The sequence below is a fragment of the Planctellipticum variicoloris genome, assembly GCF_030622045.1.
GTDB lineage: Bacteria > Planctomycetota > Planctomycetia > Planctomycetales > Planctomycetaceae > Planctellipticum > Planctellipticum variicoloris.
Genome location: NZ_CP130886.1, coordinates 6,711,621 through 6,729,569, shown reverse-complemented (window position 1 = coordinate 6,729,569; position 17,949 = coordinate 6,711,621). Strand labels below are relative to the sequence as shown.

Below are 17,949 nucleotides of genomic sequence, written 5' to 3'. Positions count from 1 at the left end.
CCTGGGAACGCCTCTTCAGACGCTCCGCGTCCTCTTCGTCTTCCGGCTTCTCCACACGCACCACCTCTCCTCCCCATCCTCCATCCACGACCCACCAACCACTTCTTATGTGAATTCCGCGCAACAAACTCGCTATTTATGACGGGGACATAGGAGCATGCGCGTCGGCGGGCAACCGTTGGCGTTCCGGACGATTCCCGTCAAACCGGGCCTGATCAGGGCCCAGCGACGGGTCTTCCGCAAGGAGGATCCGAGGGGCGCACCCCGTGTGCGCACAGCCTCGACGTCGAGCTTTCCCCGTTCACCCGGCCAAACGACCGGCGAACCTGATCAACGTGCTTGAACCGCCGGGACTTCCACCGGCGCAACATCACCGCCAGACGGACTCCGGCGGGACGGCCGTAAGAAAGCCGGCCCGCCGGAGCCGATCGCGGTACGTACGGCGGACGTCCTCATCCGTCCGATAGAACCGCCCGGAACTCAATGATCCCGTGAGAATCACCCGCTCAACGAAGCCGTTCCAAGGCCGCCCTGCAGATCCCCCCTGACACTGATCAAGTGACCGGCGAAGAGATCGTCGTCGCAATAATAGAACTCGAACTCGCCATCTCGCTGGAAGACGACAGAATCCGGCGAGATCTGTTGCAGAAACTGCCTCCCGGACAGTTTCTTTTCACCCGGACTCCGCCAGGTACGATTCCAGAGGTCGACCAGATCGCTGGCGATCGCCTGCTCGATCTGCTTCTTCCATTCTTTCTGTGAGGCCCAGAGGGATTCGGCTGCCGCCAGGGCCTGTGCCACCGGTGAGTCCTGCTCGGCCGGTACGGACACGGTCACGGCAACTCCGTCCCACCGGCCAACACCATTGAAGTAGTCCAACGTGCGATCCAGCGCCATCCGGCCAAACTGATCGTGCCAGACGACCACCGGCTGTTGCAATTTGTCGGCGATCGCCTGCAATTCGTCGTCTGTGATGCCGGTTTCAAGCACATCTTTCACGATGGCCCGCGTTTCGTCTGTCGACAGCAGGATGCGAATACGCTGCGTTGAGTACGCCGGAAAATCCCGGAAATACGAACCGTCGGCGTCGACGGGAACTGGTCGCAGAATGGTGAGTTCGCGCTCGACGATTGGTTTGCCAGCGCGTCGCCACGCCGCCAGCGAATAGCAGTGCACCTTGAAAGTCGAAGCCTTGCCCGGCCACCCCCCCTGGCTGCTCCCGGAGACCAACCCCTCGATCATGATGCTGCGCGAGCCATACTTGCAGTCGGCACGATCAATCTCGACCAGCGACCTGATTCCTGGCGGTTTGAAGGAGTTTGCCACGGTGCCCTCGCATCTGCTTCTCGCGTCTGGAATCGAATTGCACGAGCCTGCCCTGCAACCTCACAGCCGCCCCGCCCACGTCTCCACATCCAGCACCTCGCTCAGCAACTGCTGCTGAGCGCACAGAATCGCCCGGTGCAGCTCCTCGGCCGTCACCTCCCCCGCCGGGTTCGACAGCGCCAGCGTCCCCGTCGCATCCCGCAGAAACTCGACCGTGAACCCCCGATGCACCCCCTGCCGGGCCGTCGTATCGCAGCACATGTGCGTCATGTAGCCGGCGATTGTCAACGTCGAGATCCCCCGCTCCCGCAGCCAGCTTTCGAGCGGCGTCCCGGTGAAACTGCCCGGCAGCGTCTTCTCGATCAGCAGATCGCGCGGCCGCGCCGCAACGTCCGGATGCAGCTCCCAGCCAGGCGTCCCTCTCTGAAAGATCGGAGGTGCCGGCCGCGGAAAGTGATGCTGCACGACGACCACGGGAGTCTTCGCGGCCGACGCGGCATCCATCGCCTTCAGAATCTGCGACAGATGCCCGGCGGGATGCGTGATCGGCAGCGCCCCGGTGAAGTATTCGTTCTGCACGTCAATGACGAGGAGCGCGCGCGACATCGGGAAAGCTCTCGGTGGAATCCATCAGACTGAGGATCGAACATCATGCGTCACACAAGAAACTGATGCCAGTCTCTCCACCCCCGAGCACCCGAAAAGACATGCATGCCGCCAGGAAACAAAGGCCGGACAACCCCCCCCCCTTTTCTGGCAACGGACCACGGACAACGGACCACGGACGACCGGCTCACTTCACAAACAGAAATCCCTTGCTGTTGATCAGCGCCCACAGCAGGTCTTCGTACCCTTCCTTCGGCGACGGGGACTGGGCCACGATCTGCTCGCTGGCCGAGATCTCCCCCGCGCTCGCCGGGCGGGCGAGCGTGGCCAGGTACAGCTCCTGGACGATCTCCGCGTGCGGCTTCTTCGCCGCCAGGAGCGTCGCCACCCGGCCGTCCTTCGCGGCGATCTTGTTCGCCAGGATGTCGCCGTTAAGCGTGTGCAGCGCCTGGGCCAGGTTGGCTTCCGCCGGTCGCTCGCACTCGCAGACGCTCGTCCGCCGCGGTTTGGCGAACGTCGTCAGGAAATAGTCCGGGTACTCGGCGTCGGGGATCTCAATCGCCCGCGTCCCCAGCGGCAGGTCCTTGAATTTGGTCTTCGTCCCCGCCGCGGCGTCGATCGCATCCAGCAGCGGCTCGGCGGTCAGCCGCTTCACGTGGAAGTGGCTGTAGAACCGCTCGTCTGCGGCGTTCTGCGACGTCGGCTGCGAATCGAGCTGATACAGCCGCGACGACATCACCGTCCGGATCAGATGCTTCAGGTTGAAGCCCGACTTCGTGAAGTCGTCGGACAGCGCTTCCATCAGGGCGACGTTCGTCGGCGGATTGGTCGGCCGCATGTCGTCGACCGGCTCCACCAGCCCGCGGCCCATCAGGTAGGAGACGTAGCGGTTCACGACCGCCTTCGAGAACGCCTTGTTCTCGGGTGAGGTCATCCAGGCGGCCAGCGCGATCCGACGGTCGAGCGGGTGATCGAGCGGTTCGCTGTCGAGTGGCTTGGGCGCCATCACCTTGCCGGTGCGAGGCTGGCGGACATCTCCCCCCGTCTTCAGCATGACGACCCGCTCGCGACCGAACAGACCGAATTCCTGACTGTTCTTGACACTCACGCGGGCGAAGTACGCAGCGAAGCTGTAGTAGTCGTCCTGGCTGTACTTCTCGAACGGGTGATGGTGGCATTGGGCGCAAGTCAGCCGGCTTCCGAGGAAAAGCTGAGCTGTCGACTCGGCCAGCTCGGACGGGTTGGCGTTGACCAGGAAGTAGTTCGCCGGGCCGTTCGAAAAGACGGAGCCCTTCCCCTGCACGAGCTGGCTGACGAACTTGTCGAACGTCACGTTCTGCCGGAACTGCTCCTTGATCCAGTTGTGGAGCGCCCACATCCCGGTGTCCTGCAGATCCCGGCTGTTGTTGCGGATCAGGTCGGACCACTTGAGCGTCCAGTACGCCGCATAGCGGTCATTGTAAGTCGCCTTCAGGGGCGAATCGGCCAGCCCCAGCACGCGGTCGATCCACTGCTGTCGCTTGTTCGGGTCGGTCGAGGCTTCGAACTCGCGGATTTCTTCGAGCGACGGCAGCGTGCCCGTGGCGTCGAGGAAGATCCGGCGGAGGAACGTGTGATCGTCGCACAGACCCGACGGTTCGATGCCGAGCTCGCGGAACTTGGTGGCGGCCAGTTCGTCGACGAAGTTATTGTTCGTCCAGCCCGCCAGGTCCGCCGGCTTGCCGTAGGGAATGACGAACGTGCAGAGCCCCGCCTGGCCTTCGAAGCGGACCATTACCGGTGACTGTCCCCGTCCGGCGACCGTACACAAACCATTGGTGGAGACCGTGACGACTCCTTCGTCGAGCGAATCGAAGCGGGCCCAGGCGGTGACGTCGCGAACTTCGCCGTCGGCGTAGTGGGCCTCGACCCGCAACTGCTGCTGCAGGCCCGGTTCGCCGATCCGCTGGGCCGGCGTCACCGCGAGCTGCTTGATGGCCCGTTCTTCGGGCTTGGGGGCGGGCGCCCCCTTCGCGATCCAGGCGGCGAGCAGCTTATAGTCGCGCGAGCCGAATTCGATCCGCCGGCCGCCCGCGTGGGCGGTTCGCATCGTCGGTTTCCGGAGGAGCAGGCTGTCGTCGGGATCCATGACGTTGATCCGCCGGCCCATCACTTCGCGGGCCATCGCGGCCCGGTCGGCCGCGCCGTCGAACCCGAAGACCGTCAGCTTGAAGCCCCCCTGTCCGAACTGAGCCGCATGGCAGCTTGCCATCGCGCAACCCGTTTTCGTCAGGACCGGGCGGACTTGATCGAGATAATCCACGTCCGGCTCGGCGGAGATTCCGCTGACAACAACCGGAATCGTCCGAGTCGCCCCCTCGACCTGGACGGTGACTTCCGTCGCGCCGACCGCCTTCGGCATGACGCGCCCGCCGGGAGTCACAATCGCGATGGCGTCATTGGCGGAGCGGAACTGCGCGCGGGGCGTCCAGTCTTCGACGTGTCCCGAGGCCAGGTCCCCGACCGGCGGGTTCACGAGAAGTTGGATTTCCGCGAAGTTGCCGGTCAGTCGAACTTCCGGCGGTGTGACGGCCAGGGCATCGTCCGCGAATCCCAGTCCCGGTGCGAGCACGAGACAACCGAAGACAGAGAAGAGGGTGCGAAGCATGGCGGGGCCTCCGTGGGAGGGAACAGTCGCAGGCGGGAAAGTCAGGTGGGCCGAACACATCAATTATTACGGATCGGTCAGACGGACGCCATCCCCTTCCTCGAACCGCCACCCGGTTCGGCAAAATCTGCCGCTGCCGGGAACTGGACCGGTCGTGCCGGTTGCCCTGCCAGGCTTGAGAAGAGTTTGACCACGAATGACACGAATAAGCACGAATGTCAGGAAGATGACGGGAGGCCGAGGCAGGAGCGCCCTCGTAGTGCCCCGGTCTCCTGATAGTTCCGTCTGCTCTTCGCTGTTCCGTGTCTTCAGCGGCTCAGGCCCTCTCCTTCGTCTTTTTCGTCTTTCGGATTCGTGGAGATTCGTGTCATTCGTGGTTCTCTCCGAGCCTTTCCACCTCCCCGAAACGTGAACGCACAGACACACCTCGAAATTCGGGCTCGATACAGCCTATTGCTTGAACCGACATGTAAAGGTATTTTGATGAGTGTGGGGTGGCGGTCTGTGGACCACCGTCCCGACCTGCATGTCGACCGCCTGCTTGTCCCGCCGTCCGGATTGCCTCGCCCGCTCCTCCCTGCCCCGGAGCCCTGCCATGTTGACCATCGCTTCCAAAGCCACGCGGACCTGTGACGGCGTTTCTCGCCGCAGTTTCCTCCAGGTGGGCGCCCTCGCCGGTCTGGGTGTGTCGCTCCCCTCGATGCTGGCCCAGCGGGCGGTTCAGGCCGCCACCGGTAATCGTGCCGGCGATGTGAACTGCATCGTGATCTGGACCCAGGGCGGGACGAGCCACCACGACACGTTCGATCCCAAGCCGGAAGCTCCTGTCAGCGTGAAGGGGGAGTTCGGCGTCATCGATACCGCCGTCCCCGGCGTGCAGTTCGCCGAAATTCTCCCCCGCTTCGCCCGCGAGCTGAACCGGTTCGGCGTTCTCCGCGGCTGGAATCCGGGGAACGCCAGCCACGGCGTCGCCGACCAGCACGTGCTGAGCGGCCGACGGTTCAACCCCGGCATTCACTACCCGACCATGGGCTCCGTCGTCAGCCACCAGAAGGGCTTCAAGACGGTCATGCCCCCGTATCTGCAGCTTGGAACGTCGCTCGACAACCGCTTTGGCGGCGGATCGTCAGGGATTCTGGGCCTCGAATTCAATCCGTTTACGCTGACTGCCGACCCGAACGCCGCGAACTTCACCGTCCGGGACATTACCCCCCCGGCCGGCATGGCGGGCGAGCGGGTGCAGCGCCGTCGCAATGTGTTGTCGATGGTCGAGCAGCTCCAGAAGCAGTCGAGCGTGCAGCCCAAGCAGTTCGACGCGCTCGACGAGAACTACAAGACCGCGTTTGACATGATTACCGCGTCGGAAACGAAGCGGGCCTTCCAGCTCGAACTGGAAGATCCCCGGCTCCGCGACGCCTACGGGCGGCACCGCTTCGGCCAGAGCTGCCTGCTGGCACGTCGCCTGATCGAATCGGGCGTCCGGTTCGTGACCCTGACCGACGGGGGCTGGGACACGCACCAGAATAACTTTAAGGCCCTCAAGGATGGCCGGATTCCGCCGGTCGACCAGGCTCTGCCGCAGCTCGTAATGGATCTGGAACAGCGGGGGCTGCTCGATTCGACCCTGGTTGTCTGGCTGACCGACTTCGGCCGGACGCCGACCGTCAATTCCGCCAGCGGTCGCGATCACTGGGGGAGTGCCGGTTTCGCCGTGATGGCGGGCGCGGGCATCCCCGGTGGAGCGGTCCTCGGGGCCACCGACGCCGAGGGGGGCAAGGTCATCCGCAACGAATACAGTTCGGACGACATCGTGGCGACGATTTACCACAAACTCGGCCTGCCGCCCGACCTGCACGTGCAGGCCCCGGACGGACGGCCTGTGCTGCTCAACGAGGGCAAACTGATCAAAGAATGGGTGTGAGACGCAGGCAGGCCAGCCGTGCTTCAGCTCCCAAGTTGAAGACACTGGCGGCTGAAGGCCGCCAGTGCCACCCCAAAAGAGAGTTTCGACAGATTCTGATGGGTTTTCCTCGAACAATTGCCTACGATCACGGCTGACTCGAATTCCAATTGAACCGGGCTCGGCGGAGTCCAGCGACGACTGCAGATCACACAACCAAGTGCTTTCCGCTCATTGATAGACGTTGAGGAGCTTCTCGATGCTGATCATCCCCGGCCAACCTGGCAAAGATCTCTGCGACCGGAACCTGGGCGTGACCCGTCGGGCCGTGCTCCGCGCGGGCGGCTCCGGGATGCTCGGACTCTCGCTGGGAAGCATGCTCAAGCTGCAGTCCGCCTCGGCGAACACCGTCCACGGCGGACCGGGCTGGGGCAAGGCCAAGAGCGTGGTCATGGTCTACCTGCAGGGCGGCCCCAGCCACCTGGATCTGTGGGATCCCAAGGAAAACGTTCCCGACAAGGTGAAGAGCGTCTTCGGGAACATCTCCACCAAGCTCCCCGGCGTGCAGTTCACCGAGAACCTGCCGCTGCTGGCCCAGGTCAACGATAAGTTCACGATGATCCGCTCGATGGGTTACACCCCCAACGGGCTGTTCAACCACACCGCCGCCATCTACCAGATGCAGACCGGCTACACGACCGACAAGGTCAGCCCGTCGGGGCAGCTCGAACCGCCGAGCCCGAAGGACTTCCCGCACTTCGGCTCCAACATCATCCGGCTGAAGCCGCCGACGGAGCCGATGCTGCCGTTCGTGATGCTCCCCCGCCCGCTGCAGGAGAGCAATGTCGTCGGCAAGGGGGGCACCGCCGGCTTCCTGGGACGCGAGTACGACCCGTACACGCTCTACCCGGAAGGTGACGACATGGATATGGAAAAGATGAGCCGCATCCGCGTCGACGACCTGCAACTGCGGGCCGACGTGTTTGCCGCCCGTCTGGAACGCCGGGCCAAGCTGCGGGACTCGATCGACCTGTCGATGCCGGAGATCGATAAGGCCGTCGCCGAGTATCGTCTGGACGAGTATTACGACCGGGCGCTGAATCTGGTCGTGTCGGGTCGGGCCCGCGAGGCCTTCTCGCTCGATCAGGAGCCGCGCGACGTCCGCGACCGTTACGGTCGGAACACGTTCGGTCAGAGCCTGATGCTGGCCCGCCGGCTGGTCGAAGCCGGAACGCGGGTGGTGGAAGTCATCTGGCCGAAGGTGGCCAACTCGGACAACCACTCGTGGGACCATCACGTCGGCCTCAACGAGCGGATGAAGAATCAGTCGGGTCCGATGCTCGACCGGGGTCTGGCGACGTTCATTGCGGATCTCGACGAACGGGGCCTGCTCGAAGAGACGCTGGTGGTCTGCGTGGGCGAATTCGGCCGGAGCCCGCAGAAGGGGGTCAGCACCTCCGGCAACGGCAACAGCGCGGACGGCCGCGACCACTGGCCCTACTGCTTCACGTCGGTCGTCGCGGGTGCGGGGATCAAGCGGGGGAACGTCCACGGCAAGTCGGACAAGACCGCCTCGGCCCCGCTGGAAGATCCGGTCCACCCGACCGAGCTGCTGGCGACGATCTACCACGCTTTCGGGATCGACCCGGAGACGATTGTTTACAACCACCTGAAGCAGCCGCGCGAACTGGTGAAGGCCAAGGCCATCACCCGCCTGTTCTCGTAGCTGCCTGAAGCCTGATCTCCGATTTCGACGCAGCCCGGGGACACACAACCCCGGGCTGTTTTCTTAGAAACCGTTCGTTGGAAGAAAAAGAAGGATTCACCGCGGAGACGCGGAGGACGCGGAGAAAACCGGGAGAAGACTCCGGAAAGTGAAAAGTGAGTATTGAGTAGTGATGAGTGTCAAGTGACGGAGAACATGATCTATCAGCCGGGCGGGTACTCTTTCATTTTGCACTACTCACTCATCACTACTCACTTTTCACTTTCCGGGCTCTTCTCGGTATTCGCCTTGTCTGCGTCCTCCGCGTCTCCGCGGTAAAACTTCTTCCTCGCTCTCTCGGCTCCAACCATGCCCGTTGAACCTCGTCTCGCGTTCGCCACGCTCCCCGAACTGGGGCGACGCTGGCGCGCCGGCGAATTCACCGCGCTGGAGCTGACCGACTTCTTCCTGCAGAGGCTGGAGACCATCGGCCGGGATTATTGTGCCGTCGTGACCATCACGGCGGATCGCGCCCGCGAGGACGCCCGGCGGGCCGATGCCGAGCGGAAGAGGGGGCTGGATCGCGGACCATTGCACGGGATTCCCTACGGGGCCAAGGACCTGCTCAATACCGCGGGAGTTCCGACGTCGTGGGGCGCGGGGCCGCTGCGGGACCGGACGCCGGATGCGGATGCCACCGTCATTCGCAAGCTGAGCGAAGCCGGAGCAATTCTGGTCGCGAAGCTGGCGATGGTCGAACTGGCCGGCGGCTTCGGCTACCGCCAGGCGGACTGCACCTTCAGCGGCATCACCGGCAACGCCTGGAATCGCGACCGCTGGGCCGGCGGATCCTCGTCGGGACCGGGAACCGCCGTCGCCGCCGGGCTCACCCCTTTCGCCATCGGCTCCGAAACCTGGGGGAGCATCATGACTCCCGCCGGCTACAACGGCATCTCCGGACTCCGACCAACCTACGGCCGGGTCAGCCGGCACGGAGCAATGGCCCTGAGCTGGTCGATGGACAAGCTCGGCCCGCTGGCCCGGACCGCCGAAGACTGCAGCCTGGTCCTGGCCGCGATCGCCGGCGCCGATTTCGACGACGACACCGCCGTCCCGCTGGAGTTCCGCCATGCACCAGTCGGCGGCGAACCCCGTTTCCGCCTGGCCACGCTCAAAGAGGCGGCGGACAAGGTCCAGCCGGAGGTGCGGGCCAATTACGAGAAGTCTCTCGAAGTGCTGAAGCCGTTTGCGACGTTTGAAGAAATCACGCTGCCCGACTTTCCCTACAGCGCGGTCGCCGGCACGATCATCTCGTGCGAAATGGCGGCCGCCTTTGAGGACTTCATCGCCGAGGGACAAGTCTGGGAACTCACGGCCCCCGAAGACCGCTGGGGCGGCCACTCCGGACTGACGATACCCGCGAAGGACTACATCAACGCTCTGCGAATTCGCCGGAAGCTGCAGCGGGAACTGGATGCCTGGATCGCCCCCTTTGACGCCATCGTCAGCCCCACCTTGACGACTGTCGCAGGACCGAACGACCGCCCGTTCGCCGAGTGGTCGCGGGGCTACGTCAACAGCTCCATCGGAGCGGCTGCGAATGCCGCGGGACTGCCGGGGATTACCGTTCTGAACGGCTTCGGCCAGGACGGTCTGCCAACCGGGCTGCAGTTCACGTCACGAGCCTTCGCAGAAAATCGCCTGCTGGCCGTGGCTCAGAAGTATCAACAGGTCACGGACTGGCACACCCGGACTCCCGACCTGACGACCGCCACCGGCAAGTCATCGAAATGATTCCCGAAACCTCCTGCTCGGAGCCCGAAAACGCATGTTGACGATCGAAGGACGCCGCTATGACACCGGCGAGCCGGTGCGGATCACCACCCGGGGCGATCGGATCGCCGACATTCAACCCGCCTGGCCGACGGGCGCCGTCGCCGACTGGCCGTGGGTCGCCCCGGCCCTGTTCGACCTGCAGATCAACGGCTATGGCGGAGTCTGGTTCAGCGACGATACTCTCACGCCGGAGATGGTGCTCAAGACGCTGCAACCCTACTACCGGTTCGGCGTGACCCGCCTCTGCCCGACGCTGATCACCAACTCGCAGGCCGCGCTGGAGGCGGGCTTCCACGCCATCCGCACGGCCTGCGAGCAGTCGGACTGGGCGGCGCAGATGGTGCCGGGTTGCCATCTGGAAGGTCCCTATATCTCACCGGACGACGGCGCCCGCGGCGCTCATCCGCTCGAACACGTGCGAGCCGCCAACTGGGACGAGTTCGAACGCCTGCAGGCGGCGGCAGGGGGACTCATCCGCCTCGTCACCCTGGCGCCGGAGATCCCGGGCGCGATCGAGTTCATCCGGAAGGCCGTGGCGGCGGGCGTCGTCATCTCGCTGGGTCACACCGCGGCCACGCCGGAGCAGATCCGGGCGGGGATCGACGCCGGGGCCACGCTGGGGACGCACCTGGGCAATGGCTGCGCGGCCATGATCCACCGTCACCGCAATCACTTCTGGGAGCAACTGGCCGACGATCGACTGACGGTCAGCCTGATCACCGACGGTCACCACCTGCCGGCGAACCTCGTTAAGGCGATAGTTCGTGCCAAGACGACACGTCGAGTCGTCATCACGTGCGACGCCGCCGGCTGGGCCGGCTGCCCCCCCGGCGTCTACGAGAGCAAGCTGGGAAGAAGCGAGATTCTCCCCAGCGGCAAACTGGTCGTCGCCGGTCAGCAGGAACTGCTGGCGGGCTCCTCTTTTGAGACGGACGTCTGCGTCGCGCGGATGATCGACTATGCGGGCGTTTCGCTCAAAGACGCCATCGATATGGCCAGTCGAAACCCGGCACGATTGCTCGGATTCCCGACCGTCCGACTCCGCCCGGGCGACCCTGCCGAGCTGATGGTCTTTCACTACCGGCCAGGCGACAGCCGACTCGCGGTGCAGGCCGCTGTCGGCGGGGGGGCGCTTCGTTTTGGCGAGATCGGGAAGAACGCCTGAGCGGGGCGTCCCGTCGCTGCGAAATTGCCGTCGGTTTCGGGGGATTGAGCAGTCGCGGAAGAATTGTCAAAGTTTCGTCGGCGATTCGGCTCGCGAGTTGCGTATCTGTAGCGAGTGCAGCGCAATCCTCTGAGCGGAATTGAAGGGCCAGGCGCCAATTCCGCGCATCGCGGGCGCGGGTTTGTTATGATGCATAATTCCCTCATTCCGCCGCGGGTCTGGCCCGCACGGACGGTAACTTCCGACGACGTTTCCCACGCGAACTCTGCCGCTATGAGATTCTCCAACCCCTTGGAGCTGGAAGACTTTCTGCTTCAGCAACGACTGGTGGAACCCGAACAGTTGCGGGGCGGCGGGGATCTGCCGCAGACGGCGGACGAGCTCCTGAGCGACCTGGAGCGCCGTGGCGTTCTGACATCGTATCAAACCGGCAAACTCCGCCGGGGCGAAACTGACGGTTTGCGGGTGGGGCAGTATCGCCTGCTGTATCGAAACGCGGCGGGCAGTTTCGCACGCGTCTTTCGAGGCTGCTCGGTCGAAGACGGCTCGATGGTGGGTGTCAAAGTTCTCCGCCAGCGTCTCGCCAGCGACCCCCGCGCTGTCACTCTGTTCCGCCGCGAGGGGGAACTGGGCAAGCGTCTGAAGCACAAGAACATCGTCCCCATCTACGACGTCGGGCAGGACGGGGATCAGCATTACATTACGATGGAGTTCGTCGAGGGGGGGAACTTCCGCGACTTCATCAAGATCCGCAAGAGCTTCTCGCCTGAAGAAGCGACGAAATACGTGCTCGACATCGCCGAGGGCTTGAACTACGCCCTCGGGCTGGGGCTGACGCACCGCGATCTGAAGCTGACGAACGTGCTGCTGAGCGCTCAGGGAGTGGCGAAGCTCGTCGACTTCGGCCTGGCCGGCAACGACAACGGCCTGTCGCAGTTCGAAGAGTCGGTGGATCGAGCCGTCGAGTATGCGTCGCTGGAACGCGGGACGAACGCCCCCGCGAACGATCCTCGCAGCGATCTCTATTTCCTCGGCGCGATCTACTACGAACTGCTCACCGGGGTGCCTCCCTATCCGCCGACGAAAAGTTCGGCCGAGCGCAAGGACTTCCGCCGCTACTGCAACATCCGCCCTCTGCGATCCGTGAATCCGTCGCTCCCTTCGAACGTGATCCAGATTGTCGAACGGCTGATGGAGATCAGCCCCTCGGATCGTTACCAGAAGCCTGCGGAAGTCATCGCAGACCTCAAGGACGTGCTCGGTCAGTCCGCGGACTCAAAAGCGCCGGCGACGCCCGGCCCCCAGGACCGACCTGCGCAGCCGACGGTGATCTGCGTCGAAACTCGCCCCAAGCAACAGGACGCGCTGCGCGAATACTTCACCAAGCACTCCTACCGCGTCCTCATGCTCGGGGATCCGCAGCGTGCGCTGCAGCGGATGAAGACCGAGCGTCCGGCGGGGCTGGTCGTCATGGCGGAAATGTCGGAACACGAGGCGCGCGACTTCTACGCAAAGGGGATCGCCGCCTGCCGAAAGTCCGGGACCGCATTCATTCTGGCGCTGTCGCGCGGCCTCAACTCGCTCAGAGACGAGCTCGCCGCTTCGCCAGGCGTCTCCCGCGTTCTCGCACAGCCGGTGACGCTCCGCGACATCCGCTGCGCGATCGAGGAACTGCGAGCCGCGGCGAAGTAGCCGCTCCCGTTGCCGCCAGCCCGCTATTCCGGCGCCGCTCCCGGCGGCCCCGACGTCAGCCGGATCGGCCGCTCTGTTTCGCCCGCGGGCTGACGATAACTGTTCTTCAGGGCCGCAGCCGCCAGGGCTCGCACTTGAGCATTGTCGGTCTGTCGCGTCGCGCACCACTGCAGCTCCTCCGCAGCCCCGTCGAAATCCTCCCGCTGCAGCAGCAGTTCCCCCAGCAGTCGATGAAAGCGGAAGTTCTGCGGACAGCTTTCCAGCGCCTCCCGCAACGCCGATTCCAGGAGATCCTGATCGCCAAGCTGCCGACGGGCCTCCACGGCATGCAGCCAATGGGTCTCGACAATTGCGGTCGTCGCGGCGCGCGCCAGTTCCGCGGCGCGCTCCGCGGCGACTTCCAGAATCCGATCCCGTTCCGATCCGCGACGCTTCTGTTCAAAGACCTCCGCCAGCACGCGCAACGCCGGTTCGTCGGGCTGAAACTCATCGAGGAAGAACTGGGCCGGAAACTGCCCGGCCAGCAATTCGGCAATCTCGCGCTGACGGGCCTCGCCGCCGCGAAAGGCGATCTTCCAGTGTTCGAGCGCAAGAGGCATATCGCCGGCGAGCAAAGCTTCTCGCCCGAGGAAGAACCGGACGCGACCGTCGTTCGGACGTACGGCCAGCGCCTGATTCAGCAGATCGGCCTTCAGTGCTCCTGAGGGATCATGCAGGAACGCAAGCTGCGCCAGCGTCAGGTAGGCTTCCCCCCGCAGCGGAGCCGTGCGGACGGCCCCCAAGGTCGTCTGCCAGGTCAGATCGAGTAGCCGGGCGTTCGGTCCCGCCTGCTCGGCGACCCAGTCTCGAACTTCGGCCGCGGATGTAAAGTCGCTCCCTTCGCAGGCCGTGCGAAGACGGCTGAACGTGTGGGATCGGCCCGCCGCGGCCTGCTTCAGATCGAACAGCCGCAGGTAAAACGTGGCGACGGTTTCCTGGGATCTGGGATGCAGGCGATTGGTTCTGGCGGCGCGATGCGCCAGCCGCAGGCGCTGCCTCCAGAGCTCCTGAGCCTCGACCTCGCTCAATTCCCCCTCCGGACCGTGAAACGTCGCGGCCAGATACTGGGTCCACGGGGGGGCGGCCTGCACCGCCGGGAGCAACTGGTGCACCATGAAACCGCCTGCCATCAGCAGCAGCGGCGCCGCCGCCAGAGTCCACCGTCGCGACAGCGGACGCTCGCACGGGCGGTTTCGCAGCGGCAGCGCCGTCAGCGTGTAGAGGCGGCAGGCCGCCGCCGCCAGCAGCACAACCATCAGCAGACAGGCGGGGGTATGCCAGACGAAATCCACCGCGGCGTGAGCCGCCGTGGCGAGCAAGCTGGCCAGGATTCCACAGGCGGCCGCCCGCGCCTCCGACTCGCCGCGGCGCAGCACCACTGCGCACCACCACAGGCAGGTCAGCAGCGCCACCGCTCCGATGGATGCTCCGGCAAGCCCCGTTTCCGAGGCCACTTCCAGCAGGCTGCTTTCCGCATGGACGAACTCGCGACCGTCCGAGCGCGGTTCGAGTTCGAGGTAATGCGCATCGACATGCGTTCCAGCGCCGGTGCCGAACCACGGGAATCGCTCGGCAACCGCAAGATTGGTCTGCCAGATCGCATAACGACCGTTCTCGTCGAGCAGTGCAAACCGACTTCCCAGCAGTTCGGAACTCGTCAGTGAGAACACGCCGCACACGACTCCGGTTACGGCGGCCAGCGCCAGACCCGTGCGGATCGGGATCCAGCCGCACCGGATCAGTCCGACGCTGGCGACGACGACGGCGATGAGCATCGAGACCGTACCGGCGCGAGACAGCGACAGCAGCACCGCGAGCACACCGATCGCCAGCGCCGATCCCAGCAGCGCCAGCGGCAGCGGAGAAGCGGCGGGCGGCAGTGCCTCTCGACCGGTCCGCTCCCGATGTTTGAACTGCATCGCCAGCCAGGCGATCGCCGGTCCGATTCCCAGCACGACAAACTGTGCAAAGTGGTTGCGATTGAAAAAGCTGCCGGTGGCGTAGTACGTCGTCGAGAGGTCCGGGTTTTCGAAGATCCAGTAGAACTTTCGATTGGCGGTGGCGTACTGCAGCACTCCGAACGCCGCCATGCCCAGCGAGATTCCGGCTGCGAGGCGCAAGAGGCGAAAGACATCGTCGCTCGTCCGCAGTCCCTGCACCGTCGTGGCGAAGACCGCCAGGCAGGCCCCGTAGATCACCAGGGACGATCGCGTTTCGCCCGGTGCGAAGCTGATGCAGTTCCAGGCCGCCAGACCCAGCCGGGCGCCCGACTCGGCGGACCACAGCGGCAGGACCTCAGCCTGAGCCGGTGAAATCACCGTCAGCCACGACGCGGGGAGCGGCAGGATCTGCAGGAGCAGAACCAGACCTCCGGCGAGCCCCAGGCCCAGTCCCGGCGCCGGAATCCACACGGGCGCACTCCGCCGCCAGAGGCCGACCAGCCAGCTCGCCGACAGCGCCAGAGCGCCGACGACCAGCGCCATCTGTCCGACCGGCGTTCGACCGCCCCAGATCATCGCGATCACCAGCACGAACGCGCTCGCGGCCGCGGACTGGAACCGCGAGAATGTCCACGGGGTCGACGCGGAGCCGGCGTTCCCGAAGCCGGTCGAAACCGACTGGGGCTGACGACTGGAGCTGTGACGCCGCCGCCGATGACTGTGGGAGGGCGGTTGAGCCGACATCGAGTTCTCCGCCGTCGCAATCTTCGGCTTTCAGACCGCCTGCAGCCTCTTAAGCCGCCTGCCGCAGCGTTCCCTGGGACTCAGGGCCGGGTCCCTGCTGGTCGTCCTCGACCTCGGCTTCCGGAGCTTCGTCATGTCCATAGCCGTATCCGTAGCCATAGCCGTAGCCATACCCGTAACCGTATTCGGAGCTGGAATCCATCGACAGATGGTTGACGGCCATGCCCAGCACGCGAATTCCCGCCGACTGGAAGGACTGCAGCGCGCGGGTGACGACGCGGCGGCGATTCTTGTCGGGGCGGATCACCACCACCGCCCCGTCCACCTGCCGGGCGATGATCGCAGGATCGGTCACGGCCAGGATCGGAGGTGCGTCGATCAGAATCTGGTCGTAAACCGTTTCGGCCCAGGCGATGACGTCATTGAAGCGCTCGCTGGCCAGCAGCTCCGAAGGATTGGCGGGACGTGCGCCGGATGGAATCACATCCAGCCCTTCGACGCCGACGTGAAAAATGTTGTCGAGACAGCTTTCGAAAATCGGCCGATCGTCGCGCAGAATGCTCGACAGTCCTTGCGCTCCGCGCAGTTCCAGCAGGGTCGAAAGCCCCGGCCGACGCAGGTCGGCGTCGATCAGCAGCGTCTTCTTACCCGACTGTGCAAACGCCACCGCCAGGTTTGCAAGGGTTGTGGTCTTGCCGTCGCCGGGCTCCGTGCTCGTGATCACGAGCCGCTGCGAGTCGCCGTCGGCAAACGTGATCGCGCTCCGCAGCGATCGGAAGGCTTCGGACTCCAGGCTGTCCGGACGGAAGTAGGTCTGAATGGCGTTGATGCCCGTTTCGGTCGTCTCCGGCATCTTGCGAATCATCGCCAGCACGGGCAGACCAAGCTGCCACTGGAGCTCATCCGGCGAACGGAAGCGGTCATCCAGCGTGTCGACGAGATAGATCGCGCCCAGCCCCAGAGTCATCCCCGCCATGAGAGTCAAGGCGATTGTATAGGAAAGCTTGGGGGAGACGGGCGACGAAGGAACTCGCGGTTCGCTGACGACCCGAATGCGCAGTCCGTTGTCGGATCCGAGATCGATGTCCTTCATGCGCTCCAGCACGAGATCGTAGAACGAACGCATCCGCTTCAGATCGAGCTCCAGAATCTCCTGGGCGGCGACGTGGGCGTTCATGCTCAGCGCAATGGCGTTCTCCTGCTCGAACTGCTGACGCAGCGCGGCCTCGTGCGCAGTCGCCTGATGAAACCGCTGCCGGGCCATTTCAACCAGCCGCGGACCGAGCTCCTGCGTTCGGATCTGCCGCATCCGTTCGGAGACGGCGAGCTGGCGATTGACGAGCCACTCCTCGGTCCCCTGGATTCGATCTCGCAGTTCGACCACCAGCGGGTGCGCGGCCCCGTATTGCAGTCGTCGTCGCGCCAGTTCCGAGCGATCGTCCGACAGTTGCTGTTCGAAGCGGGCCATGGTGTAGCCGTCCTGCGTACCGAGGCCCATTTCCTTCAGAAACACTTCCTTGGCCACCGCGTCGGCGGTCTGCAGGACGAACTGCTGAATGTCGGAGCCGGTCCGGACCGCTTCTTCGACGGCGACTAAAAACGCTCTCGCCTCCAGCGACTTCTTCTGCGCTTCGACGAGTGCGTCGTTGAGTTTCACCGTTCGCTCGATCAGCACGTGGGTATTTCGATCCCCCCCCGTCAGCAGAACTCCCGAGCTGCTCTTGAGCTGGATCAGCTCCCCTTCCTTCTCCTGCAGCCGCTGCTCCAGGTCGGTCTTTTCCCGTGTCAGAACCTCCAGAACCTCGCGCGAGCTGCTCCGATGGGTCTGATCCATGAACTTCAGATAGGAGTCCAGAATCGCGCCGACGACCACCGCCGCCGTCTGCGGATCGCCCGAACGAAACGTCAGCGAGATGATGTTCGTCTGCCGCGCGGAGCTGACTCCGACGCGGCCGCGAAGCGTGTCGATCCAGCGCTCTTTCGGGGAGCCGGCCAGATCGATCCGGTGCCGCGCCGGGAGGGACTTGATCGCACCCTCCAGCACGGCGGCGCTCGACAGCACTTTTTCGTACGTGGGAATCTGCTCCAGGACGCTGCGCTGATTGCTGCTGCTGGCGTCCATGACGTTGCCGCCGGTCTGCAGCACCAGAACTTCCGCGCGCGACTCGTACGACCGCTTGGCCAGTACGTAGTACGCTCCGCCGACGAGCCCCGCCAGAAGCACCGAGAGAATCAGAATCTTCTTCCGCGCGACGACGATCCGACAGAACCGGACGAGATCGGCGACGACGCTGCCGGACTGGGCCGGTTCGCCATTCGCATCGTCGATCACATCCATATTCATCCCCC

At 64.6% G+C, this 17,949-nt stretch carries 10 protein-coding genes; 5 read left to right on the top strand and 5 right to left on the bottom strand.

What is annotated here, in order from left to right; translation table 11 throughout:
- Positions 1–498 precede the first annotated feature (498 nt).
- The 3 genes from SH412_RS26230 to SH412_RS26220 form a co-directional block, all read right to left on the bottom strand.
- Entirely contained in the window at positions 499–1,326 is an 828-nt protein-coding gene (locus tag SH412_RS26230; protein ID WP_336521003.1) for a DUF2262 domain-containing protein, read from the bottom strand.
- Between the two features lie 60 nt (positions 1,327–1,386).
- The gene (locus tag SH412_RS26225; RefSeq protein ID WP_336521002.1) at positions 1,387–1,932 is read right to left on the bottom strand and encodes a cysteine hydrolase family protein; all 546 of its coding nucleotides are present in this window, start codon (positions 1,930–1,932) and stop codon (positions 1,387–1,389) included.
- 187 nt (positions 1,933–2,119) lie between these two features.
- Entirely contained in the window at positions 2,120–4,579 is a 2,460-nt protein-coding gene (locus SH412_RS26220) for a DUF1549 domain-containing protein (protein ID WP_336521001.1), read from the bottom strand.
- 595 nt (positions 4,580–5,174) lie between these two features.
- On the opposite strand from SH412_RS26220, the gene SH412_RS26215 reads away from it, so the two are divergent.
- From SH412_RS26215 to SH412_RS26195, 5 genes are all read left to right on the top strand, one after another.
- A complete protein-coding gene (locus tag SH412_RS26215) occupies positions 5,175–6,500 on the top strand; it encodes a DUF1501 domain-containing protein (RefSeq protein WP_336521000.1) in 1,326 nt (441 codons plus the stop codon).
- Between the two features lie 238 nt (positions 6,501–6,738).
- A complete protein-coding gene (locus SH412_RS26210) occupies positions 6,739–8,205 on the top strand; it encodes a DUF1501 domain-containing protein (RefSeq protein ID WP_336520999.1) in 1,467 nt (488 codons plus the stop codon).
- Positions 8,206–8,553: 348 nt separating this feature from the next.
- On the top strand, positions 8,554–9,978 hold the full coding sequence (locus SH412_RS26205; protein ID WP_336520998.1) for an amidase: 1,425 nt from the start codon (positions 8,554–8,556) through the stop codon (positions 9,976–9,978).
- A 34-nt stretch (positions 9,979–10,012) separates the two neighbouring features.
- Positions 10,013–11,185 (top strand): N-acetylglucosamine-6-phosphate deacetylase, encoded by a 1,173-nt coding sequence (locus tag SH412_RS26200; protein ID WP_336520997.1) that lies wholly within the window; start codon positions 10,013–10,015, stop codon positions 11,183–11,185.
- A 273-nt stretch (positions 11,186–11,458) separates the two neighbouring features.
- Complete coding sequence (locus SH412_RS26195; protein WP_336520996.1) at positions 11,459–12,877, top strand: serine/threonine-protein kinase; 1,419 nt, start codon at positions 11,459–11,461, stop codon at positions 12,875–12,877.
- A 23-nt stretch (positions 12,878–12,900) separates the two neighbouring features.
- On the opposite strand, the gene SH412_RS26190 is transcribed toward SH412_RS26195, so the two are convergent.
- Positions 12,901–15,600, bottom strand: a complete 2,700-nt coding sequence (locus SH412_RS26190) for an O-antigen ligase family protein (protein WP_336520995.1) — start codon at positions 15,598–15,600, stop codon at positions 12,901–12,903.
- 49 nt (positions 15,601–15,649) lie between these two features.
- Positions 15,650–17,938, bottom strand: a complete 2,289-nt coding sequence (locus tag SH412_RS26185) for a GumC family protein (protein ID WP_336520994.1) — start codon at positions 17,936–17,938, stop codon at positions 15,650–15,652.
- Positions 17,939–17,949: the final 11 nt, after the last annotated feature.